This is a genomic window from Fructobacillus sp. ESL1096 (assembly GCF_058511985.1).
In genome coordinates this window covers 1,178,804-1,199,970 of sequence record NZ_CP196400.1, presented here as the reverse complement: position 1 = coordinate 1,199,970, position 21,167 = coordinate 1,178,804, and the positions used below count along the sequence as shown (strand labels likewise).

Genomic DNA, 21,167 nt, shown 5'->3' with positions numbered 1-21,167 from the left:
ATATCACTTTCGGTCAACATCCTATTTTATCATTAATTTACAAAATAAAAATTTAAAACAAAAGACAGAAGCATTCCTTACAGTACTAATAAATAAAACAAAACAACAAGAAAAAATAATTTAACTATTTAATTTTACCACCTTAATAACTTCAGCACCGTCGATACTTTAAACGATCTCATTGCTTTATTGCAGAAAATGACGTTGAACCATTATTTTTCATTTCAATAATCGATGATGAGCTACAATACTTTTAAACATACAATTCTTTTTTAGACCTGCACTACACTGATTAAGCAACGTAAAATTGGATTAAAAAACAAGTTAAAATTATTCGCCCACAAAAACATTTAGTTTAAGACTATTTAATCTTGAGTTGTTCATCATACTTGGTTACTCTCTCATTTTAAAATTGGTTAACTAAAAAGGGCCTAAACATTTTAGGCCCTTTGAATTAACTACTCATGAATCTTATCTTTATTATTTCTGCTAGTTCTTTGAAAAGTTAAAACTTACTTACAAAATAATCTAACACAATCACAAAGATGATTTAAACACTAGTCCAAATAAAAACAATCTGACGTAGTTGATGCACACCAAAAATTAGAATCTACCAAACACTTTACTAACAATTCAGCCTACATTAAAATACAAAATTTGCCGAAGTAAGACTTGAAAGTCCAACACCAGCAAATAAATGAAAAAACAAACTCAGTTAATCAAATATGCAAATAACATGGTTAAAAACAACGATTTGATATATAGCAAAATCGATTTCGAATAAAAAAATACTCAAAATAAAAAGTCAATTACGGCTGAGAAAACAATTTTGGCTGTGCCAGCACAAAAATATAAACAATTCAACAATATTTTTCAAATGATGTTAATGTATTTTGAACCACTTAATATACTCATTACTTAATATTTATTTACTAACTACCTAGATTTACTCTATTTTTTTTAAAGAAACATTAACTAATACAGTCAATAATAAAGGAGCAACAAACATTGCAGGAAGCATATAGCGTTCATAACCATTCACGGGTGATAATAATGCAACAAATGCTAACAAGCCTACTGGAAGGCAGATAACCACTAAATAACTTCTCTTATAGATAAAGTATGAAAAGCTAAATAAAATTAACCACAGGACAAAACCAGGCTGTAATATAGTTCTGATAATTGGCAACTTAAAAATAACGTTTGGCCAAGAAATATTTTTCCGAGCATTATCAGAAAACCAATAATGAACTTGATGATACCATTCTGGCTGTAAAAAAGTATTATTTTTCATGTAATCATTACTATACATAATTCCACGAGAACCAGAATCTGAGTCTGAAATTGGATTCAAAAACTGACTATTGCCAGTAAGAAATACATTTATATACTTTTTGGGATGCTTGAAAAACTGTATAAACCAAATTTTTAAGTATTGGCTTGTGTCGCTCTTAATTCTTGGTGTAGCTTCCCTTTTGAGTTGACCATCCTGTATTTGTTTGATTTCGTACGAACTACGCAAAAAAGAATCCACAGGATATAGAGACTTTAAATCATCGGCATCATTAACGTTAAAATGTGATGATATTTCTTTGATTGGTGTTATTCTATTAACAATTTTCAAATCTTTTTTACTCAAAGAATCAGGATCATTAATGACCACCTCAGAAAGTTGCCTCATTGGCATAGTGATCGTTTCTCCGGTAGAACCGGGAATAACATTCATCATCGGTAAAGCAATTTTATTCCAACCAACATAAACAAGCAAAAAGGTACATAAAATAGCAAAATATTTATAACTAACTGTTTTATTCTGTATAATTTTCAAAATAAATAAAACAAGTAATGACAGAATAACAACATATGCACCGTCATTTCTGAACATAGACATAAGAATAGCAGAAATAATTAAATTAATAATTAACAAATTACTAACTTCTTTTTTTACATCAGATAATAAAATTTTAACAAAACACAACACAAACCATGCTGTAAATGCCAAAAATAATGGGGTTTTTTCGATAGTTACCTGCCAAAAAGCCACAAACGGAGAAGCGTAAAATACCGATGCTACTATGCTTGGTACCTTTCCCCATTTTTCTCCAATAAATTGAATTATTTTTGCATAGATTAAAGAAGACGCAAATAATTGCACTATGACTATTGAGAATAAACCAAAATTCGTTCCACCTAAAAATTTTCCAAATGAAAAAATCATACCTAACACGAGTGTTGATGCCCATGGATGATGATTAGTTGGATAATAGGTAAAGTTTAAAGATGATATATGAGTATGAAAAAATTCTAAAAATTGTCGATACCCATCCCAGGAAACCACCCCAGGAAATAAAGGAAAAATTTGTATTATCCAAACAATTAATAGTATTGAAACAATATGCCAGTATTTAACATGCCATTGCTTAATTTTTAAACTGCCTAATAAGTTACTTACATACACACCCAAAGAAGTAAATACATATGTAAAACCCACTATAGCAATGGTGGTAATTAATACATTAAGCTTTCCAGCAAGATTAGCACTTTCATTTATCGAAAAAGATTGGGTTAAAACATAGATAACAGCGACAACAATACCAAAACACCAAAAAGGCCAAAATTTTCTTACAAATACATTATTTTTTTTGGTAAACCAAAATAAACAAAATAAAATAAAAGCAGATAGTAAACTACTTTCAGGACTTACCAAAAAACGATTATTAATATTTTCCAAAAAATTATTGCCCGCGGTTTTGGAGTATCCTACTCCCAACGCTAAATAACTAAAAAATAGAAAAATATAATTTATAGCTTTACTCTTCATACTAGTCATTTTTATTTTCTGTATTAATCAAATTTAGTTCGAAATTTCGTCTATTACTTGTTTGAATAGAGTCAAGAATAGAACCTGAAAAGAACGTTATAAATGATAAGACCACTAATATCATCGAAACAATTAACGACGGAAAATTAGCAACAGTTTGTGTCTCAAAATAAGGAACTAAGACTCGCCAAACAAATAATATCATTGATATAAGGAAAAAAATTAATGAAAAGATAGAATAGAAAGCGAAAGGATGGTAACCACGATAAAGATTGATCACAGTCTTAATAACCCGCAAACCATCGCCATAAGTATTTAACTTGGACTCAGATCCCTCAGGCCTATCACGATATTCAATTACCTGATTCTCAACGAGCATGCCATACTCTGTCGCATGTATTGACATCTCTGTTTCAATTTCAAACCCTTTCGATAACACTGGAAAAGTTTTTACAAAACGATAAGAAAAAGCTCGATATCCTGTCAAAATATCACTAATACTAGTTTTAAAAAGGGAATTAATCAGTCCCTTAACTAAACTGTTACCTACATTATGAAAGGGACGTTTATTTTCTTCAAAATAGGTTGATGATAATCGATCGCCTACAACCATATCAACATTTCTTTCAACAACCTTTTGATACATTTCAGGAATTGCTTCAACAGGATATGTATCATCAGCATCAATCATTATATATGCCTCAGCATTAATTTCACGAAACATTCGTCGAATAACAGCGCCCTTACCTTGAGCATACTCATGCCGAACTACTGCCCCAGCTTTTTTAGCAATGCTTGCGGTCTCATCTTTTGAGTTGTTGTCATATACATAAACGACTGATCCTTCAATATCATTAATAGCAGTTTTTACATCACGAACAACCTTTTCAATCGTTTGTTCTTCATTGTATGCAGGAATTAAAATAGCTAGCTTATCCATATCTTTAGTACCCTCTCTAAACCTCATCGTTGTTCGCAAATTCGATAGTCGGATTAAAACTCTTTCCTGCCTTCATTCCCTTTTTCATTACTGCAAGCTTTTCAGCTTTCCGGTCAGTTTTCGAAAGTTTAATTTGCCAGTATTCAGCCAACGTACGAAGACGAGCGCGATTCTTTCGATACCAATCTCGCTTACGAATATAGTATCCTTTATTGCGATATGAATAAAAATAACGCGGTGTTCGTTCGGGCCCATCATTTAAAAGACTAGAACCAACGTTTGCCCCCATCTTATGGGTAACCTTTGCGGATGGAACAAAATAACCAGGAGCCACTCGTCCGGCACGTTCAGTGTATTCAATATCGTCGCCCCAAATAAAGAAATCGGTAATTGGTAAACCAATTTGAGCCACAATCTCACGACGTACCAATAATGAAACAAACGTTGCATTTTGTAAGCGAATAGGCTCAGTCTGATCCTCTGGAATAACTTTTAATCGATTCATCGGAGCGGGTTGATTCATTTTTGCTCGGTGACCATCAATCCAACGAACATCTGATGCTAAGAAACCAAAATTAGGTTCTTGTTCAGCAAATGATAGTAAATTCTGTAATGTATCTGAATGGGTCACTGTGTCATCATCCATTACCCACACAAAATCGTCATCTGTGTTTTCCATGAAGTATCGGATGCCTCGATTAAAGCCTCCTGCTCCCCCAAGATTTTCCTCGAGACGGACATAATCAATCTGATTACCAAGTGATTCCAAATATTCTTTCGTTTCGTTTTCACTCGCATTATCAACAATAATAATGTGACTTACTGGAACAGTTTGCTCTTGTAAGCTTTGAATAACTTCCTTTAACAAAGCAAGCCGATTGTAGGTAACAACGACCGCTGAAACTTTTTGTGTCATAATTTATCCTTATTAATTTAGTCCATCCAGAATTATATCATAGCCCTTTATCGCTTTGTATTACTATAATTCATTTTATCAAAATTAAAACTTACCTTGAATCTAATTTCCCATCGATTATTTTAACAAAATTCAAACAGGCTTAACTCTGATATTTAATTTCTGATACTGACCACTTTATAATTTGCACCCAATGTTGTGTTACCTTAGTAAAGTAATCACTTACTTTCGAAATCCCCTTTGTGTTGTTGCTATGACAACGGATAAAATCACTGGTAATACATACATGGCAGGGAGAATATACTTTTCACCACCATTTAATGGTGATAAAAGTGAAATTAAGCAAAGCAATCCCACAGGAATACAAATTAAGACTGCAAAACTTTTACGATACATTAGATAGAAAGTGCTAAATAAGATAGTCCATAATGCAAACGCAGGTTGCAAAATTGTACGGATAATTGGTAAAGAAAAAATAATATTTGGCCAAGAAATATATCTTCGCATACTATCACTCATCCAGTAATGAACTTCATTAAACCAACCAGGTTGCAAAAAAGTGGCACTCTTCATATATCCATTACCGTACATAATCCCTCTCGAACCAGGATTATCGTCAATAATTGGATTCAAAAATTGACTGTTTCCAGCTAGAAAAGTTGCTATATAAGTTGTCGGATGCTGAAAAGCTTGCTCAATCCATACTTTTAAATAATCACTTGTTTCTTTTTTAGTTACAGGTGTTGATGTCTTTTTTAACTTGCCAGACTGAATCATCTTAATTTCTGCTGGGCTGCGCAAAAAAGTATCAACAGGATAAAGTGATTTCAAATTATCTGCATTGTTCACATTGAAATTGACAGGAATATCTTTAATAGGTGTAATTTTATCAATAACTGTCAAATCATTCTTACTAAGTGATTTTGGATCGTGGATCACAACAGCTGAAAGTTGTCGCATCGGTACACTAATGGCTTCTCCCGTTGAGCCTGGAAGTACATTCATCAGTGGTAATGCAACTTTATACCAGCCTAAATAAGCAGTAAGAAAAATTAGAAAAACAAATAAAAGTTGACGAGCATCTTTTTTACGTTGAAAACTCTCAACGATAATCAAGATAATTAACGACAAAAATACAACGTAAACACCATCATTACGGAACATCGCCATCATAATTCCGGAAAATGTTATCTCAATATAAAGCCATTTTGAAACATTTTTTTGCCTGTTTGTTAACAGTATTTCAGCATAAGTCAATACAAACCAAGTCGTGAAAGTTAAAAAGAGTGGTGTCTTTTCAATTGTTACTTCCCAAAAAGCAACAAATGGTGATGAATAAAAAATCATTGCTAAAATAGCTGCAATTTTGCCACAATTTTTCCCTACGAAAAATACTACTTTAGCAAAAATTAGGGCAGCCAATAATATCTGAACAAGTACAATAGTGAACAAGCCAACATTAACACCGCCAATTGCCCGACCAATGGAGAATAGAAAACCTAAAATCAACGTTGATGACCAGGGATGGTGACCAGTTGGATAATAAGTAAAATTTAGTGAAGGTATATATGTGTGAAAGTATTCAACAAATTGCCTGTATCCATCCCACGTTACTAACCCCGGTAATAGAGGAAAAACTTGAAGAAACCAAACAACAATCAAAATAAAAACAACTAACCAATAGTTTACCAACCATTTTTTTAATTTTAAATGGCTTATTAATTGACCTAACAAAGCAGCAAAGTTAGTAAACAAATAAGAAAAACCTAAAAGAGCAATTATCGTTATGAATACATTCAATTTCCCTGTCAGATTATTTACATTGAGATTACTAACGGACAACGTAATTACGTAAAGACAGGCAGTTATCGTTCCAAAAAACCAATAAGGCCATTCAGACCACTTTATCACTGAACGACGATACTTGCATTGAAAAAATACTAAAAATACAACTACTAAAACACCAAACAAACTTTGATAGACAGTTGCTGATAACCGATCAGTTAACCTCATTAGCAAGTTGCCAGTCAAAACAGTTGTAGGATAACTAACGGAAATTGCAAAAAAACTGATAAACAAAAAAATATAATTAATTAACTTTTTAATTTTTTCCATAAATTCACTGATTATTTTCCATATTGATTAGGCTTGTTCAAAGATTTATTAATTATTTGTTGCGAATAAAATATCCAACCATTTCAAAAAAGGCTATTCCCAGTTAAAAAATAATTAGAACTATCAACATTACCGAATATCGAAAATCACTTGCTAAGCGAAAAGTAATTTAATTTCTTTATTCATCATTTTTCTTCTTTGGTAATGTAAATTGGTCGATTCTTTGTTTCCATAAAAATTGCTGCTATATATCGACCAATTACCCCCAAACTAAGCATTTGGATTCCACCGATAAATAGAACAATTGTGGCCATTGATGGCCACCCAGCAACTGACGTGTTATTAATTAATGCTCGTACTACAATAAAAAATCCCGCAATAACAGCTAGACCAAAGGAAAACAAGCCTAAGAATGTCACGATGGTCAGCGGCAATGTAGAGAAAGAAACAATGCCTTCAATACCATACTTGGTTAAATTCCAAAAACTCCATGAAGATTTTCCAGCCACACGATCACGATCCTCAAAGGGGATATATTTAGTACTAAATCCGACCCATGTGAAAATTCCCTTTGAAAACCGCTGATTTTCAGACAAAGATAGAATAGCCTCAACCATTTGTCTCGTCATCACTCTATAATCACGTGCCCCCTCTACCAAATGCATTTGAGAAACACGATTCATCCATTTATAAAAAATGGTTGAAAACCACGTTCTTATAATTTTCGTCCTACGACGATCAACACGACGAGTTCCCACGGCATCATACGGACCGTTCATGACTTCATTTAACATTTCTGGTAATAATTCCGGTGGATCCTGTAAATCAACATCCATAACAGCAACATAATCACCATCTGCATGCTGTAATCCAGCATATAAAGCTGCTTCCTTACCAAAGTTTCGAGAAAAAGATAAGTAATGAACATTCTCATCTTTTTGATTTAATATCTTTAGAATTGACAAAGTTTTATCGTCTGAACCATCATCAATAAAATAAAAGTTTATGCCAATAGGCAATTCTTTTTTTACATCTTGCAACGTATCATAAAAAATGTTAATAGTTGCTTCTTCATTATGGACCGGAACAACTAAGGATAAAATTGCTGATTTGTTCTTAATACTCATCAAACACTTCTCCTAATCAAATCAATATGTATGGCACCCTGAAATGGGTGTCTTAGAACCTTTACTTCACATCATCATGTGCAAAGTTAAAGTCATCTGCCACACCAAATTCTTGGCGAACAGTGTTAAAGGCATCATTGAAAACCTGGTCCATATCAAAGTAACGATACTTACCCAAACGACCACCAAAGAGTACTTCAGGTGCCTCTTCACGAGCAGCCTTCACATATTGCTTATACAATTCAGTGTTCTTATCATCGTTAACCGGATAGTAAGCTTCCTTCGTGCGATCCCAGTCTTGTGGGTATTCACGCGTAATGATGGTCTTTCCTTCATCTGCCAAACCATCAAAGTGACGCCATTCCATTTGACGCGTAAAAGGTGTTTCAGCATCCGTATAGTTAATAACGGCATTTCCTTGGTAGTTATCGGAGTCAATCGTTTCGCTTTCAAAGCGCAATGAACGATACTCCAATTCACCAAACTTGTAATCAAAGAACTGATCAATCATTCCCGTGTAAAGAACACGTGGGAATTCTGTCATAAATTCATCCTTGTGATCGAAGAAATCAGTATCAGTCAGGACATCAATCAATCCATTTGAACGTTTAACCATGTTCTCAAAAATCTGCGTATAGCCACCAACAGGAATTCCTTGGTAACGGTGGTTAAAGTAGTTGTTATCGTAAATAAAACGAACTGGCAAACGCTTGATAATGAATGCTGGCAATTCAGTTGCCTTACGACCCCACTGCTTTTCGGTATAACCTTTAATCAAAGCCTGGTAAATGTCCGTTCCGATCAATGAAATCGCTTGTTCTTCCAAGTTACGTGGTTGACGATCACCCAACTCCTTTAAAGCAGCAGACTTTTGTTCTTCGATCTTAGCCTTAGCTTCGGCAGGTGTCTTTGTCCCCCACATTTGATAGAACGTGTTCATGTTAAATGGTAAGTTGAAGAGCTTACCGTTATAGTTGGCAACAACTTGGTTTTGGAAGTTGTTAAATTCAGCAAAGTTTTGGACGTAATCCCAAACTTCCTTGTTATCAGTATGAAAAATGTGAGCACCAAAATCATGAACAGTGATGCCGTTTTCCACGTGCGTATGTGTATTACCGCCAATAAACGGGCGCTTTTCAACAACCAACGAACGCTTACCACGCTTTGCTGCTTCGTAGGCGAAAGTCATCCCGAAGGGACCAGCACCAACGATTAAGTAATCATAATTTTTAGTATTAAACTTATTTGCCATTAGAAATGTACCTTTTTCTTAGAATTTGGAAGAAACTTACGTTTCAAAAATTGCGTGCCCTTGTCCAGCCAATTCGTCTTTTCAAGACAAATCACCGGGACTTCCGTATAAGAGTAGTTTCGAGTATTGAGCCAAGTATCCATTAACCGTTCTGACAAAAAACCAAAAACACGAGTATCTTGACCATGCAAAGTGGACAAGTCCACTTTTTCTTGCACTTTTCCCAAAACACCAAAAACAAACTCTGCGTAATCATCAAAAACTTCTTTTTTCATGATAAACATATTAAACAGATGCGCCTTTGTTGATCGCTCCATCCGTTGGAATCCCGGATAGAAGTCTGCGTAATCCTCTTGAATAACCTGCTCCATTATCGCATAAGGTTCATGAGCATGAGCATGAAGATAATGATTCCGCTGATTTTCAATGTAATAATTGCGTTCTTTTGGCAATATCAGATCATACTGACTCAACAAACTTTCAATGTTTTTGTGATTGAGCCGTTTAGCGTAATCATGGCCACCTTTTTGGCCTAGATAACGGCGATAATGAACCAAACCGACTGCATCTTCTTCGGCATTTTTCCACATCCAATAAATGCCAGTTAATTCATTAAAGTTCGGATTTTTAGTCGAAATGTTTTCGCCCTGGTCATCGCGCTGATAACCGGTTGGAATTTCTTCTCTTAAAGATGAACCAACCATCAATGGTTGGTAAAGCTTATCCTGGGGCATTTCATATGGTTTGTGTGTTGCAATATAAACTTTCATTGCTTCAGTTCCTCCTCCAAACGCATAATATGTTTCCGATAAAAGAAGAACATTAAAAGATACGGCCACAAATATATCCGAATGATAAAAATCGATGAAAACAAAACAAGAATAATCATAGAAATAAAGCTAATATGCAAACTCCGAGACCAGGATTGATCAACTAATTCTGGAGTAGCACCATTTAATTGACTTTCAATCAGAAATGAACGAGCAATTAAATTTCCTAATAACATTAACGCTGGAATTACAATGATCATTCCAAAAGTAGATAACCAACCTAGAAATTCAGACAAAATCGGAAAACCAGTTTGAGAGTAAACATGTTGAAATTCAAAATTTTGTGAAGCTGATATAGGAAAGTTCTCTATCGTAAAATATGAAGTAAACCCGGTACCCACTCCTAAAATAGGATGTGATAAAAAAGTTAATGCTAACCCTATTGTGCCACCCCAACGATTATCAGTACCCTGTTTAGCAAATAGAAACTGGTTAAGCATATTATGAATGACGCCAATTTTTAAATAAGCAGCAATTAAAAAAATCATTCCAATAAAAGCAATCCACAAAATTGATTTTCTTAACGCCCCGCGTGACCAAGATATCCATATAAAATAAGCAACAATTGCAGCTAAAATTCCGGTCGTAGTTTTAGCAAAAATCAAAATTAATAAAACAATAAAGGTAATACTTACATTAAAGATTAATTGCAATTTTGTTGAATTAATTTTAAGCCAAATTCTTTGGCCAGTCACTGTTATGCCTATTAGTATAGGGATATAGGTAACACTCAATAAATTTGCCAGATAAGAAGCTTCTGGCTCAAAGCCATTCACTCTTAATTGAGTTGCAGAGTATGAACCATTGCTATAAAAATCATAGCCTGGCATCGATTTCCAACGCTCCTCAAAAAACTTGGCTAACAAATTAACATAATCATTGAAAATATTTAAATGCACTGTAAGAAAAACTTGGGGAAACAGGACAAATATTAAATAAAATAAAAGCCCAATTATGCCAGCTTTAATAAATTGTTTTTCATCCTTTTCCGTAATAACAGTAACTTGAATCACTGCCCATGCTATGTATACAGCAAGTGTCCATCCTGCTAGAGTAATTGGCGAATGTAAAAGGCCCCATGTTACCAAAGTTTCACCTGTTTTGCGGTATGACAAAAACATTGCCAATAATTGAAAAAACCAAACGAATGCAGCAAGGAAAAATGCTTTAGGTGTAGGAATAAGATTTTTCATCCTATTTGGAAAACGATATAGCTGAATCAAAATGACAATAATCATAAATGGGAAACTGACCATTGCCATTGGCTCAGCAACTGAATAAGAATATGTCTTTGAAAAAAAAGTTATTGGTAAAAGAAAGTTAACCATAATCCTCAATTATTCCCGATTTCGAGCCACTTCATAATTTTGACGAATTCCTAAAATCAAGATAATGACGGTTGACAAAACAAAACCAAAAACAGCTCCAAACAATGTTAATTTCTTTGCATTCTTCAACGCAGAGCGAGTAACATCCGACCCTGTCGCTTTCGACAATACATCTGGCTTTCCCATGTCGGGGTACAGAGTTGGCCCAACATTAGCAAAAGTTTCTGCATAGACGTTTGCTAATGTCTTTGCTCGATAGGTTGTTGAACCAGAAGCCTGGAATGCAAGCGCCACAGTATCTGTTGGATTTTGAACATTTACGGCAGATGAAATATCACTCTTACTCATTTTAAATGGGAGTGTTTTTTGAACAGCAGTTACAATGGCGTCATCCTGGGCTACCTTTTGATAAGTTGGAATCAATGCCTTGTCTGCCTGAACACGCGAATTCGGATCACGGACATCCGTATTATTCTTAGCAATTAAAACTGTTCGACTAGCCGCAAAATTAGTAATGACCTTCCCAGATTTAGCGTACAGGAACCCTGAACCAGCAAAAACAATAACACACAGTACAATCAACCAGGCAAAATGCCAAAAGCGTTTAGCCAAATCAGTTAATGAAAATTCCATTTTTATTTCTCCTCGTTGGAAAATACAGTTTTATTTAAAAGGCTCCATCACCCTTGAAAATTGCAACAACTGTTAGAAACATAATTTTAAAGTCCAAACCTAAGTTAGCACGGTCAACATAATCGAGTTCAATTTCAGCCCGCTCTGGATATCCGATATTTGATCGTCCAGAAGCTTGCCAAAGGCCGAAAACACCGGGCTTGACAGACAAAAATTTTTGAATTCGTTTTTCGTCGCCATATTCAACCAATTCACTCTCAACCACTGGCCGTGGGCCAATAATTGACATATTCCCAATTAAAGTATTCCAGAATTGTGGCAATTCATCGAGTGACGTTTTGCGCAAAATCGCCCCAATTTTCGTAATTCGAGGGTCTTCTCTAGTCGGCAATTTATAACCATTATCAACAAATTTTTGATACAACTGGCTATCTGATTTAAGGATTTGATCAGCATTGTCAACCATGGACTGGAACTTATAAATTTTAAAATGCTTACCGCCCTGACCGACACGGTCTTGAGCATAAAAAACATGACTTGTACCCTTGCTAAACTTAATAATCGCCGCAATTACCAAAAAAATTGGTGAAAAAACAATTAAAGCTACAAAGGAAACAACAATATCTAAAATTCGTTTGGGAAGGCGATAAAACAGGAACTGTTTCAAAACCCCATCCTCCAATATTTAAAATTTAGTGCACAACAATTCTTATTATACCAGAATCACCCTATTAGCGGAAGGAACGCCAATTCAATAACCGTTTTAAAATAGGTGCATGAAGAATAACGAGTACAAGCAAGTAAACAAAACCACCTATGACCGTTTCAATCAATGTGCTCTTGATACCGATACCATGGTTAGCAACAAAGTATAGCACCGCAAAATACATTGCCAGCCCAGCCAACAAATAGCGCCATAGTCCAACGAAATGGGCTCGCACTTTCATATCGTTTCTGGTCACAAATAGTTGATAAGCAATAACAGCAAATTCTGAAATAGCTGTTGCCAATGCCGCCCCCTTAACGCCCCAAATAAAAATTAAAAAGAAATTCAGGAACACGTTTAAAACGGCACCAAAGGTTACTGACCAAGTATACTCACTTAGGCGTTTCGTAGGAATTAAGAACTGGTTACCAATAACATTCGACCAGCCGATGAAAACAATGATTGGTGTCAATAACACAAGGGCCGAACCAACGTCCCCCCATGATTTTCCTAAAAACCACAGCATTGCCGTTGGTCCAACTGCAGCAATTCCAAAGGCAAGTGGCACGGCAATTGCTGACACAAAATCCATTGATGAATGAATCGCCTTCTTCATCTGATCGTGTTCACCAGCAGCATAGTGGGCTGACATCCGTGGTAACATAACCATTCCCACTGATGTAACTAAAGCCAGGCAAACCTTAATAATTTTATCCGCATTATCGTAAATACCAGATGACGCAGTTGCCCCAGTAATAAATGGCAGCATTGTCTTATTTAGCTGCAAATAAATTTGCGTCGCAATCGTTGGTAAAAACATCATGAAAACAGGATGCCAGTGCGACTTTAAATTAAGTTCTTTCAACCTTGGCCAACGGAACTTGCCAATCAAATAGAACCACATCGAAAGATTACCAAAAACCTGTGACAAGGCTAGTAGCAAAATATAGGCACCAATATCAGTTGGCTTTTTTACCAAAACAAAAATCAAAACAGTCATCGCTAACTTAATCATCATGTTGCGTAAAACAGTTTTTTTAAAGTCTTCTAAACCGATAAAGTACCAGGAAATATCAACAATACCTGAAAAAATCACCCAAATTTGATACCAGAGAAATAATTCATTTTGGTGAATACGCTGATTAAACGCACCACCGGCATAAATGAATAGCACATACAAAATCAAGGCTACAAAACCTGCAATAAAGTGAATCGTCTGAATTTCCCAAAACTTTTTTTGCCGTAATGCTTCGTTCTTATGAACATAAGCGATTTCTCGAGAACCATAAGTAACAATCCCCAAACTTGCGATTAAGAGAAAATAAGTAACTAGTGAGTTCGTCCAAGAAGCCACTCCAACACCATTTTTCCCCAAAACACGTGCCAAATAAGGCAACGTAATAATGGGCGCAATAATATTCAGTAATTGATATGCTGCATTATAAAGATAATTTTTAGCAACTTGCATTTGACATGTCCTTAAAAAATTTAAATATATTGTTATAGTTTACTATACTTCGGCTCTTTAAACCAAAAATTCAATAAAAAGAAGGAAAACTAAAATATTTAGTCTTCCTTCTCACTTAAAATCATTGAGTTTTGTATTTTTCAAACGGCCTTTGCTTTTCCTTGATCATCAAGGTAGTACTGCTGACCATTGACCGTCACATACTGGTTCTTTTGCAAAGTGAAGTCACTTCCAAAGTAATATTGAGCATTACCAATTGTTTGCAGTCCCTGGTAACTGCGACCATCTGCTCCAGTATAGTACGTTCCGGTCGCATCACTCTGCCATGAGTTATCAATTCGTTCGCCATTTTGATCAAACCAATAATACGTACCGGCATACCAGCGCTTTCCGCTGCCAATTTGACCGTTATCAAACCAGCGATAACCATCATGGCCGCTAGCTCCTGTATAAATATAACCCGTATCTGCAGACCTTGCGATTCCTTGCGCGTTCACATAGTACTGTCGACCATTGACCGTCACATACTGGTTCTTTTGCAAAGTGAAGTCACTTCCAAAGTAATATTGAGCATTACCAATTGTTTGCAGTCCCTGGTAACTGCGACCATCTGCTCCAGTATAGTACGTTCCGGTCGCATCACTCTGCCATGAGTTATCAATTCGTTCGCCATTTTGATCAAACCAATAATACGTACCGGCATACCAGCGCTTCCCGCTGCCAATTTGACCGTTATCAAACCAGCGATAACCATCATGGCCGCTAGCTCCTGTATAAATATAACCCGTATCTGCAGACCTTGCGATTCCTTGCGCGTTCACATAGTACTGTCGACCATTGACCGTCACATACTGGTTCTTTTGCAAAGTGAAGTCACTTCCAAAGTAATATTGAGCATTACCAATTGTTTGCAGTCCCTGGTAACTGCGACCATCTGCTCCAGTATAGTACGTTCCGGTCGCATCACTCTGCCATGAGTTATCAATTCGTTCGCCATTTTGATCAAACCAATAATACGTACCGGCATACCAGCGCTTCCCGCTGCCAATTTGACCGTTATCAAACCAGCGATAACCATCATGGCCGCTAGCTCCTGTATAAATATAACCCGTATCTGCAGACTTTGCGATTCCTTGCGCGTTCACATAGTACTGTCGACCATTGACCGTCACATACTGGTTCTTTTGCAAAGTGAAGTCACTTCCAAAGTAATATTGAGCATTACCAATTGTTTGCAGTCCCTGGTAACTGCGACCATCTGCTCCAGTATAGTACGTTCCGGTCGCATCACTCTGCCATGAGTTATCAATTCGTTCGCCATTTTGATCAAACCAATAATACGTACCGGCATACCAGCGCTTCCCGCTGCCAATTTGACCGTTATCAAACCAGCGATAACCATCATGGCCGCTAGCTCCTGTATAAATATAACCCGTATCTGCAGACCTTGCGATTCCTTGCGCGTTCACATAGTACTGTCGACCATTGACCGTCACATACTGGTTCTTTTGCAAAGTGAAGTCACTTCCAAAGTAATATTGAGCATTACCAATTGTTTGCAGTCCCTGGTAACTGCGACCATCTGCTCCAGTATAGTACGTTCCGGTCGCATCACTCTGCCATGAGTTATCAATTCGTTCGCCATTTTGATCAAACCAATAATACGTACCGGCATACCAGCGCTTCCCGCTGCCAATTTGACCGTTATCAAACCAGCGATAACCATCATGGCCGCTAGCTCCTGTATAAATATAACCCGTATCTGCAGACCTTGCGATTCCTTGCGCGTTCACATAGTACTGTCGACCATTGACCGTCACATACTGGTTCTTTTGCAAAGTGAAGTCACTTCCAAAGTAATATTGAGCATTACCAATTGTTTGCAGTCCCTGGTAACTGCGACCATCTGCTCCAGTATAGTACGTTCCGGTCGCATCACTCTGCCATGAGTTATCAATTCGTTCGCCATTTTGATCAAACCAATAATACGTACCGGCATACCAGCGCTTTCCGCTGCCAATTTGACCGTTATCAAACCAGCGATAACCATCATGGCCGCTAGCTCCTGTATAAAGATAACCAGTGCCAAGAGGCATTGCGATTCCTTGTGCGTTCACATAGTACTGCCAACCATTCACTGTCACATACTGGCTCTTCTGCAGGGTGAAGTCACTTCCAAAGTAATATTGAGCATTACCAATTGTTTGCAGTCCCTGGTAACTGCGACCATCTGCTCCAGTATAGTACGTTCCGGTCGCATCACTCTGCCATGAATTATCGATTCGTTCGCCATTACTAAACCAATAATATGTACCGGCGTACCAGCGTTTCCCGTTGCCTAATTGACCATTATCATACCAGCGGTAACCATCATGGCCTTGGGAACCATCATACACATAACCATTTAATAGCTGGCTAGCAATCCCACTATAATCGATGGAAACATCAAAAGTACCACTTATACCGCCAAAGCCAGCGTTAGACGACCACTGCCACATACCATATTGACTATTCCATAAACTATTGATTGACGGATAATATGGATAAGCGGCCATCCAGATATGGTCGTTTGCCAGAAACCAAGTATTTAAACCATTATTATTTTTATAAGACGTATACGTATAGAGTGCTCCGTTTGTAAAACCACGATTTTTAAGTTGGTCATTAAAAGCCCAACTATTTCCAGAGACATCTCCGCCCGTCGTCGAACTATCTTCCAAGTCATTAACCATTAAATCGCTGCTATTAAAACCGAGTTGGCTGGCATAATCGGCAAAGAAATTTGCTTCTGACCGGGCACTATTTTGATTATTAAAAGTAGAGTAGTGATATGCTGAAACCTTCAAACCAACAGCACGCGCATTATTAACCTGACTCGAGGCATACGGATTTCGATAGTATGTCCCTTCTGTCAGCTTAACAATAATACCTCTAACACCATTATTTTTCATGATTTGAAAGTCGTTTGTTGAAAGGTAACCATTGTTTGAAGAAACATCCACAACATCCATTCGGGGTAAGCCAGCTTGCCCCCCCGTAACTCTTGGCACACCGTCAGCGTGTACTTGTATTTGATTTTGGTCAACCACTAATCCAAAGGTTGAGATAGCGGCTAATGTCAGTAACCCATTTTTTACATTCATGTTTCTTTTAATTCCTTATTGATGATAGTTTTGCTTAGCATAATCAACGGGTGACATTCCCTGTTGTGATGCTTGCGTAATAATTTGCTTAATATCACTTGGTGCCCACTGATCAGCTGGCAAACCAGCCGCCTTCAACTGAGCTGTTACCTGTTGAATCGTTGATGAATCAACCGTTTGACCATTCAATGTTTTATTTGGATCATAACTAGCTGATGTTTCTGGGTTGGCACCCTTTTGACTGGTTGCAGAAGATGATGCTGAGCTACTTGAACTAGTACTTTTAGTTGCAGATGACACTGCTGAAGAGGTTGAAGCCGAATTCGATGAAGTTGCTGACTGTTTTGAATTGTGATTAGTCCCTAACGCATAGCCACCCATAGCAATGGCAACTACGACTAAAATAAAACCAATAATTGTCCCAATTTTTTTCATAAAAATTCTCCTTGAGTAATCGTTCTTTCAAAGGTGACCTAGCCTAAGAAAGTCAGCCAAGCCTATCACTGAATATTCTACACTATCGAACTCTTTTTTTGCAGGTTTCAAGCTATTCTTAATTTTCATTTAATAAAATAAAAGTAGTCCGAACTAAAAAAGCGCTGTCATGGATTCATGACAGCGCTTCAACACTATTTTCCAATAAATTCATTCAACATACTAGTAGCAATCCCAAAGTAAACCAGGATAGCCGCCCAATCAACCACGGTCTGCACCAACGGTCCATTCACCAATGCTGGATCCAAATTCACTTTACGCAGTGCTGCCGGTACCAAATAAGCCAACAGGGCTGAAAGCAGAATCGCAACGGTTGCAGACAAGGAAACGGCTAGGGCCAAACCTTCATTATCTTGCCAAAGGAAAACAAAGACGAAAAGGACTATACCCGCTAAGATGGCTAACACAAAGGAAGACAGCAACTCAGAAATCAGATTCTTCCAAAACGACTTATCCGTGCTTGAACCAAAGTGGCGGACAGCCAGAGCCAAGGACTGCGTCCCTGCACTACCAGCAATCCCAGCAATAACCATGATAAATGCTGCCAGAATTGGTGCCTGACGGATCGTGTGCTCAAAGCTAGCGACGAGGGCGACGGAAATCAGGCCCAAAACCAACAGTGCCAAGAACCACGGCATCCGCTTCAAAGCAGAATGCCAGGGACTATCATCGGTATCAGAAACATCGACGGCAGCTAAACCTGAGTACTCCTCAACTGCTTCTTCGTCAATCACATCAACAATATCATCAACTGTAATGATTCCTAACAAATGTTGATCGTCATCGGTCACCGGAATAGCAAAGAAGTTGTAGTCGGCCACGACTTGGGCAACTTCTTTTTGATCATCACCCGCCTTGACCGAAATAACCCGGGTATTAGTAATTGACTCAATCGTCATCTCATCCGGATGTGTGAGTAAGTCCCGCAAGGAAACAATTCCAACCAGGCGATGGTTTTCATCAACCACATAAACATAAATGATTGACTCAGCCTCTTCTGCCTGCTTTTTTACTTGGGCTAGAACGTCTTTGACTACTGAGCCAGCATCTACTGCCAAGTATTCAGTCGCCATTAGGGCCCCGGCCGTCTGGTCCTCATACTTAATCAAATTTCTGATTTCCTGAGCTTCTCGATCAGGCATCAATGCCAAATACGTTGAAGCTAACCGGGCCGGCATGGCTTGGAACAAATCAGCTTCATTATCGGCAAACATTTCAACGAGGATGTTGGCGCCCTTTTGTGGTGGCACCTCCTGCAAAAGATCAACGACTTCTTCAGCATCGCCTTCCAAGTTATCAAAAACAGTCGCAAGCGTTTCGTCATCCATGACCCGCCAGGCAACCTCCCGAATATTCTTCGAAAAGCTAGCGTAAACCTGGCCCTTTTCAAAGTCGTGCAGGGTCATAAATTCGGTCATAAAATCATCGTCTTGTCCGTTTTCGAGCAAATCCGTTAAGGCATGGACAGCTTGTTGGACTTGCTGCTCATTGTCTAATTCCATGAAAGGATTCCTTTCCACTTCGTTTATCTTCCTTGAAAATACTACAAAATCAGCTTAGCTTCAACCTCATTCGTATACGTTTTTACCCTTGAATGTCCTTTAATGCCTGTAAATCGGCCGGTAAATCCGTTTGCAGATGACGGTTTTCTTCAATAAAAGGATCATAGAAGGTCATTTGGTAGGCGTGCAAGGCCTGACGCTTCAACCCATACCACAAAGGTCCGCCATACAGGTCATCTCCCACCAACGGAAAGCCGATGTGAGCAAAATGAACACGAATTTGATGAGTCCGTCCGGTATGCAACTGAACCCTAACCCGGGTCATCGGCTGATTTTCATTATTAGTGTACCGATGTTCTACCCAATATTCCGTCTTTGATAATTTACCGTCGGGTGTAACCGTGCGCTTGATAAAGTCACCCGGCAAACGGCCAATCGGTTCCTCGATCAGGCCATGATCGTCTGGCAAATGGCCAGAAACATAGGCTGTGTAGAACTTTTCCACCGAATGATCTTGCAATTGTTGGTCCAAAACGGCGTGAGCAAAACGGTGCTTGGCTAACAGTACAATCCCGGAAGTGTCGCGGTCAAGACGGGTTACGACGTGGGGGACCAAATCTTCGGCGCCCTCATCAAGCAAGTGCCCCTTCACCTGGTTGACCAACGTATGTAGTCGATCGGCATGTCCTGGGACAGTGGTAACACCGTATGGCTTATCAACAGCCAAAAAATGTTCATCTTCATAGATCACAGCCAATGGCGTGAAATCGGGAACGACCAAGTCATTGCCCGTTTCAACCGGCATCACAATCGTGACTAGGTCGCCATCCTGAATATAATCGGAGGTATAAACCTGTTGGTCATTCACTAAAATGGCACCGCCATTATGCTTCATTTGTGAAAACATCCGGTGTGAAACACCGTGACTTTGTAAGAAAGAGCGGACCTTCCGTTCTTCTTTTCCCTGATATGTCCAAGAAAATTTCATACTAATTTATCTGTGCCGGTCTGTCAACCAGCTCCTTTCAATTCCATGCAAAAACAGTATCTTTGTTCAACCAGACACCACCCCTGCCACTTATTCAACGTCTTCATCACTGCTGTCAGCGATAAAGGCCTGTTTCACCCGACTCCAAAAGTCTAAATGACGGAAGGAAGCAAAATGAACTTCTTTTTCGGCCACCTCAAATTCAACGGCCTCAATGCCCTCGGCCAAAATTTCTAACTGATCACAGGTCAACAAAAAAGCTTTGGTTTTGGGTCGAATGGTAATTTTCTGTCCCGCCGGGACCACTAATGGTGACCCCAACGTTCGAAAGACCCGATTATTAATCGACGCAATTTCAGACATTTGGATTGCCTTTAATGATGGGTGTAAGACTGCCCCACCATTGGCCTTATTGTAAGCAGTTGATCCAGTTGGCGTTGCAATGGCGACACCGTCCCCCCGAAAGCCCTCAAAGAGCCGGCCACTTAAACAAATATCGGCGACCATTGTGCCAACTGGCTGTTTAATCGTCCCCTCATTCAAGGCCAAATATTCCTGCCTGGCACCATCGGCCATCACAGTTGTCATCTTCAACAACGGGTAAGAAACACGCTGGCCTTCATCTTGGACTAAGCTTTTCACCAGTTCCTTGACCTCACTGCCCAGCCAGTCAGTATAAAATCCAAGATGACCGGTATGTAAACCAACGAAACGTAGGTCGTCATTGCCATCGATATATTCTTGAAAGGCTCCAAGTAAGGTGCCATCCCCACCAACAGAAATCACTAAATCGGGGTTTTCCCGGTCCAAAGCAATTCCCTGGGCTTTCAATTCTTTTTTCAGGTCGGCCACAATGGCAAGCGACTGGGCCTGATCATTATTGTATAAGGCGACTTTCATGCC

At 38.1% G+C, this 21,167-nt stretch carries 16 protein-coding genes; all 16 read right to left on the bottom strand.

The window, feature by feature from the left end; translation table 11 throughout:
• Positions 1–946: 946 nt before the first annotated feature.
• Positions 947–2,830, bottom strand: a complete 1,884-nt coding sequence (locus tag ACSYSR_RS05845; protein WP_489815825.1) for a DUF6020 family protein — start codon at positions 2,828–2,830, stop codon at positions 947–949.
• A complete protein-coding gene (locus tag ACSYSR_RS05840) occupies positions 2,823–3,761 on the bottom strand; it encodes a glycosyltransferase family 2 protein (RefSeq protein ID WP_489815826.1) in 939 nt (312 codons plus the stop codon). Before ACSYSR_RS05840 ends, ACSYSR_RS05845 begins: the two co-directional genes overlap by 8 nt.
• Before the next feature lie 16 nt (positions 3,762–3,777).
• Positions 3,778–4,677: a glycosyltransferase family 2 protein gene (locus tag ACSYSR_RS05835; RefSeq protein ID WP_489815827.1), complete on the bottom strand. Its 900-nt coding sequence runs from the start codon at positions 4,675–4,677 to the stop codon at positions 3,778–3,780.
• 222 nt (positions 4,678–4,899) lie between these two features.
• A complete protein-coding gene (locus ACSYSR_RS05830; protein ID WP_489815828.1) occupies positions 4,900–6,792 on the bottom strand; it encodes a DUF6020 family protein in 1,893 nt (630 codons plus the stop codon).
• Between the two features lie 185 nt (positions 6,793–6,977).
• On the bottom strand, positions 6,978–7,919 hold the full coding sequence (locus ACSYSR_RS05825) for a glycosyltransferase family 2 protein (RefSeq protein WP_489815829.1): 942 nt from the start codon (positions 7,917–7,919) through the stop codon (positions 6,978–6,980).
• A gap of 61 nt (positions 7,920–7,980) precedes the next feature.
• Positions 7,981–9,171 carry a UDP-galactopyranose mutase gene (gene glf, locus ACSYSR_RS05820; RefSeq protein ID WP_489815830.1) on the bottom strand — a complete coding sequence of 397 codons (1,191 nt, stop codon included), beginning with the start codon at positions 9,169–9,171 and terminating at the stop codon, positions 7,981–7,983.
• The gene (locus ACSYSR_RS05815; RefSeq protein ID WP_489815831.1) at positions 9,171–9,941 is read right to left on the bottom strand and encodes a DUF4422 domain-containing protein; all 771 of its coding nucleotides are present in this window, start codon (positions 9,939–9,941) and stop codon (positions 9,171–9,173) included. Before ACSYSR_RS05815 ends, glf begins: the two co-directional genes overlap by 1 nt.
• Positions 9,938–11,329, bottom strand: coding sequence for a hypothetical protein (locus ACSYSR_RS05810; protein WP_489815832.1), 1,392 nt, complete (start codon positions 11,327–11,329; stop codon positions 9,938–9,940). Before ACSYSR_RS05810 ends, ACSYSR_RS05815 begins: the two co-directional genes overlap by 4 nt.
• A gap of 9 nt (positions 11,330–11,338) precedes the next feature.
• A complete protein-coding gene (locus ACSYSR_RS05805) occupies positions 11,339–11,962 on the bottom strand; it encodes a YveK family protein (RefSeq protein ID WP_489815833.1) in 624 nt (207 codons plus the stop codon).
• A gap of 34 nt (positions 11,963–11,996) precedes the next feature.
• A complete protein-coding gene (locus ACSYSR_RS05800; RefSeq protein WP_252773709.1) occupies positions 11,997–12,629 on the bottom strand; it encodes a sugar transferase in 633 nt (210 codons plus the stop codon).
• Between the two features lie 64 nt (positions 12,630–12,693).
• Complete coding sequence (locus ACSYSR_RS05795) at positions 12,694–14,136, bottom strand: flippase (protein ID WP_489815834.1); 1,443 nt, start codon at positions 14,134–14,136, stop codon at positions 12,694–12,696.
• Between the two features lie 140 nt (positions 14,137–14,276).
• The gene (locus tag ACSYSR_RS05790) at positions 14,277–17,279 is read right to left on the bottom strand and encodes a GH25 family lysozyme (RefSeq protein WP_489815835.1); all 3,003 of its coding nucleotides are present in this window, start codon (positions 17,277–17,279) and stop codon (positions 14,277–14,279) included.
• A gap of 15 nt (positions 17,280–17,294) precedes the next feature.
• Positions 17,295–17,714, bottom strand: coding sequence for a hypothetical protein (locus tag ACSYSR_RS05785; RefSeq protein WP_489815836.1), 420 nt, complete (start codon positions 17,712–17,714; stop codon positions 17,295–17,297).
• A gap of 194 nt (positions 17,715–17,908) precedes the next feature.
• On the bottom strand, positions 17,909–19,276 hold the full coding sequence (gene mgtE / locus ACSYSR_RS05780; protein ID WP_489815837.1) for a magnesium transporter: 1,368 nt from the start codon (positions 19,274–19,276) through the stop codon (positions 17,909–17,911).
• A gap of 82 nt (positions 19,277–19,358) precedes the next feature.
• A complete protein-coding gene (locus ACSYSR_RS05775; protein ID WP_489815838.1) occupies positions 19,359–20,264 on the bottom strand; it encodes an RluA family pseudouridine synthase in 906 nt (301 codons plus the stop codon).
• A 90-nt stretch (positions 20,265–20,354) separates the two neighbouring features.
• The gene (locus tag ACSYSR_RS05770) at positions 20,355–21,164 is read right to left on the bottom strand and encodes an NAD kinase (protein ID WP_489815839.1); all 810 of its coding nucleotides are present in this window, start codon (positions 21,162–21,164) and stop codon (positions 20,355–20,357) included.
• Positions 21,165–21,167 lie beyond the last annotated feature (3 nt).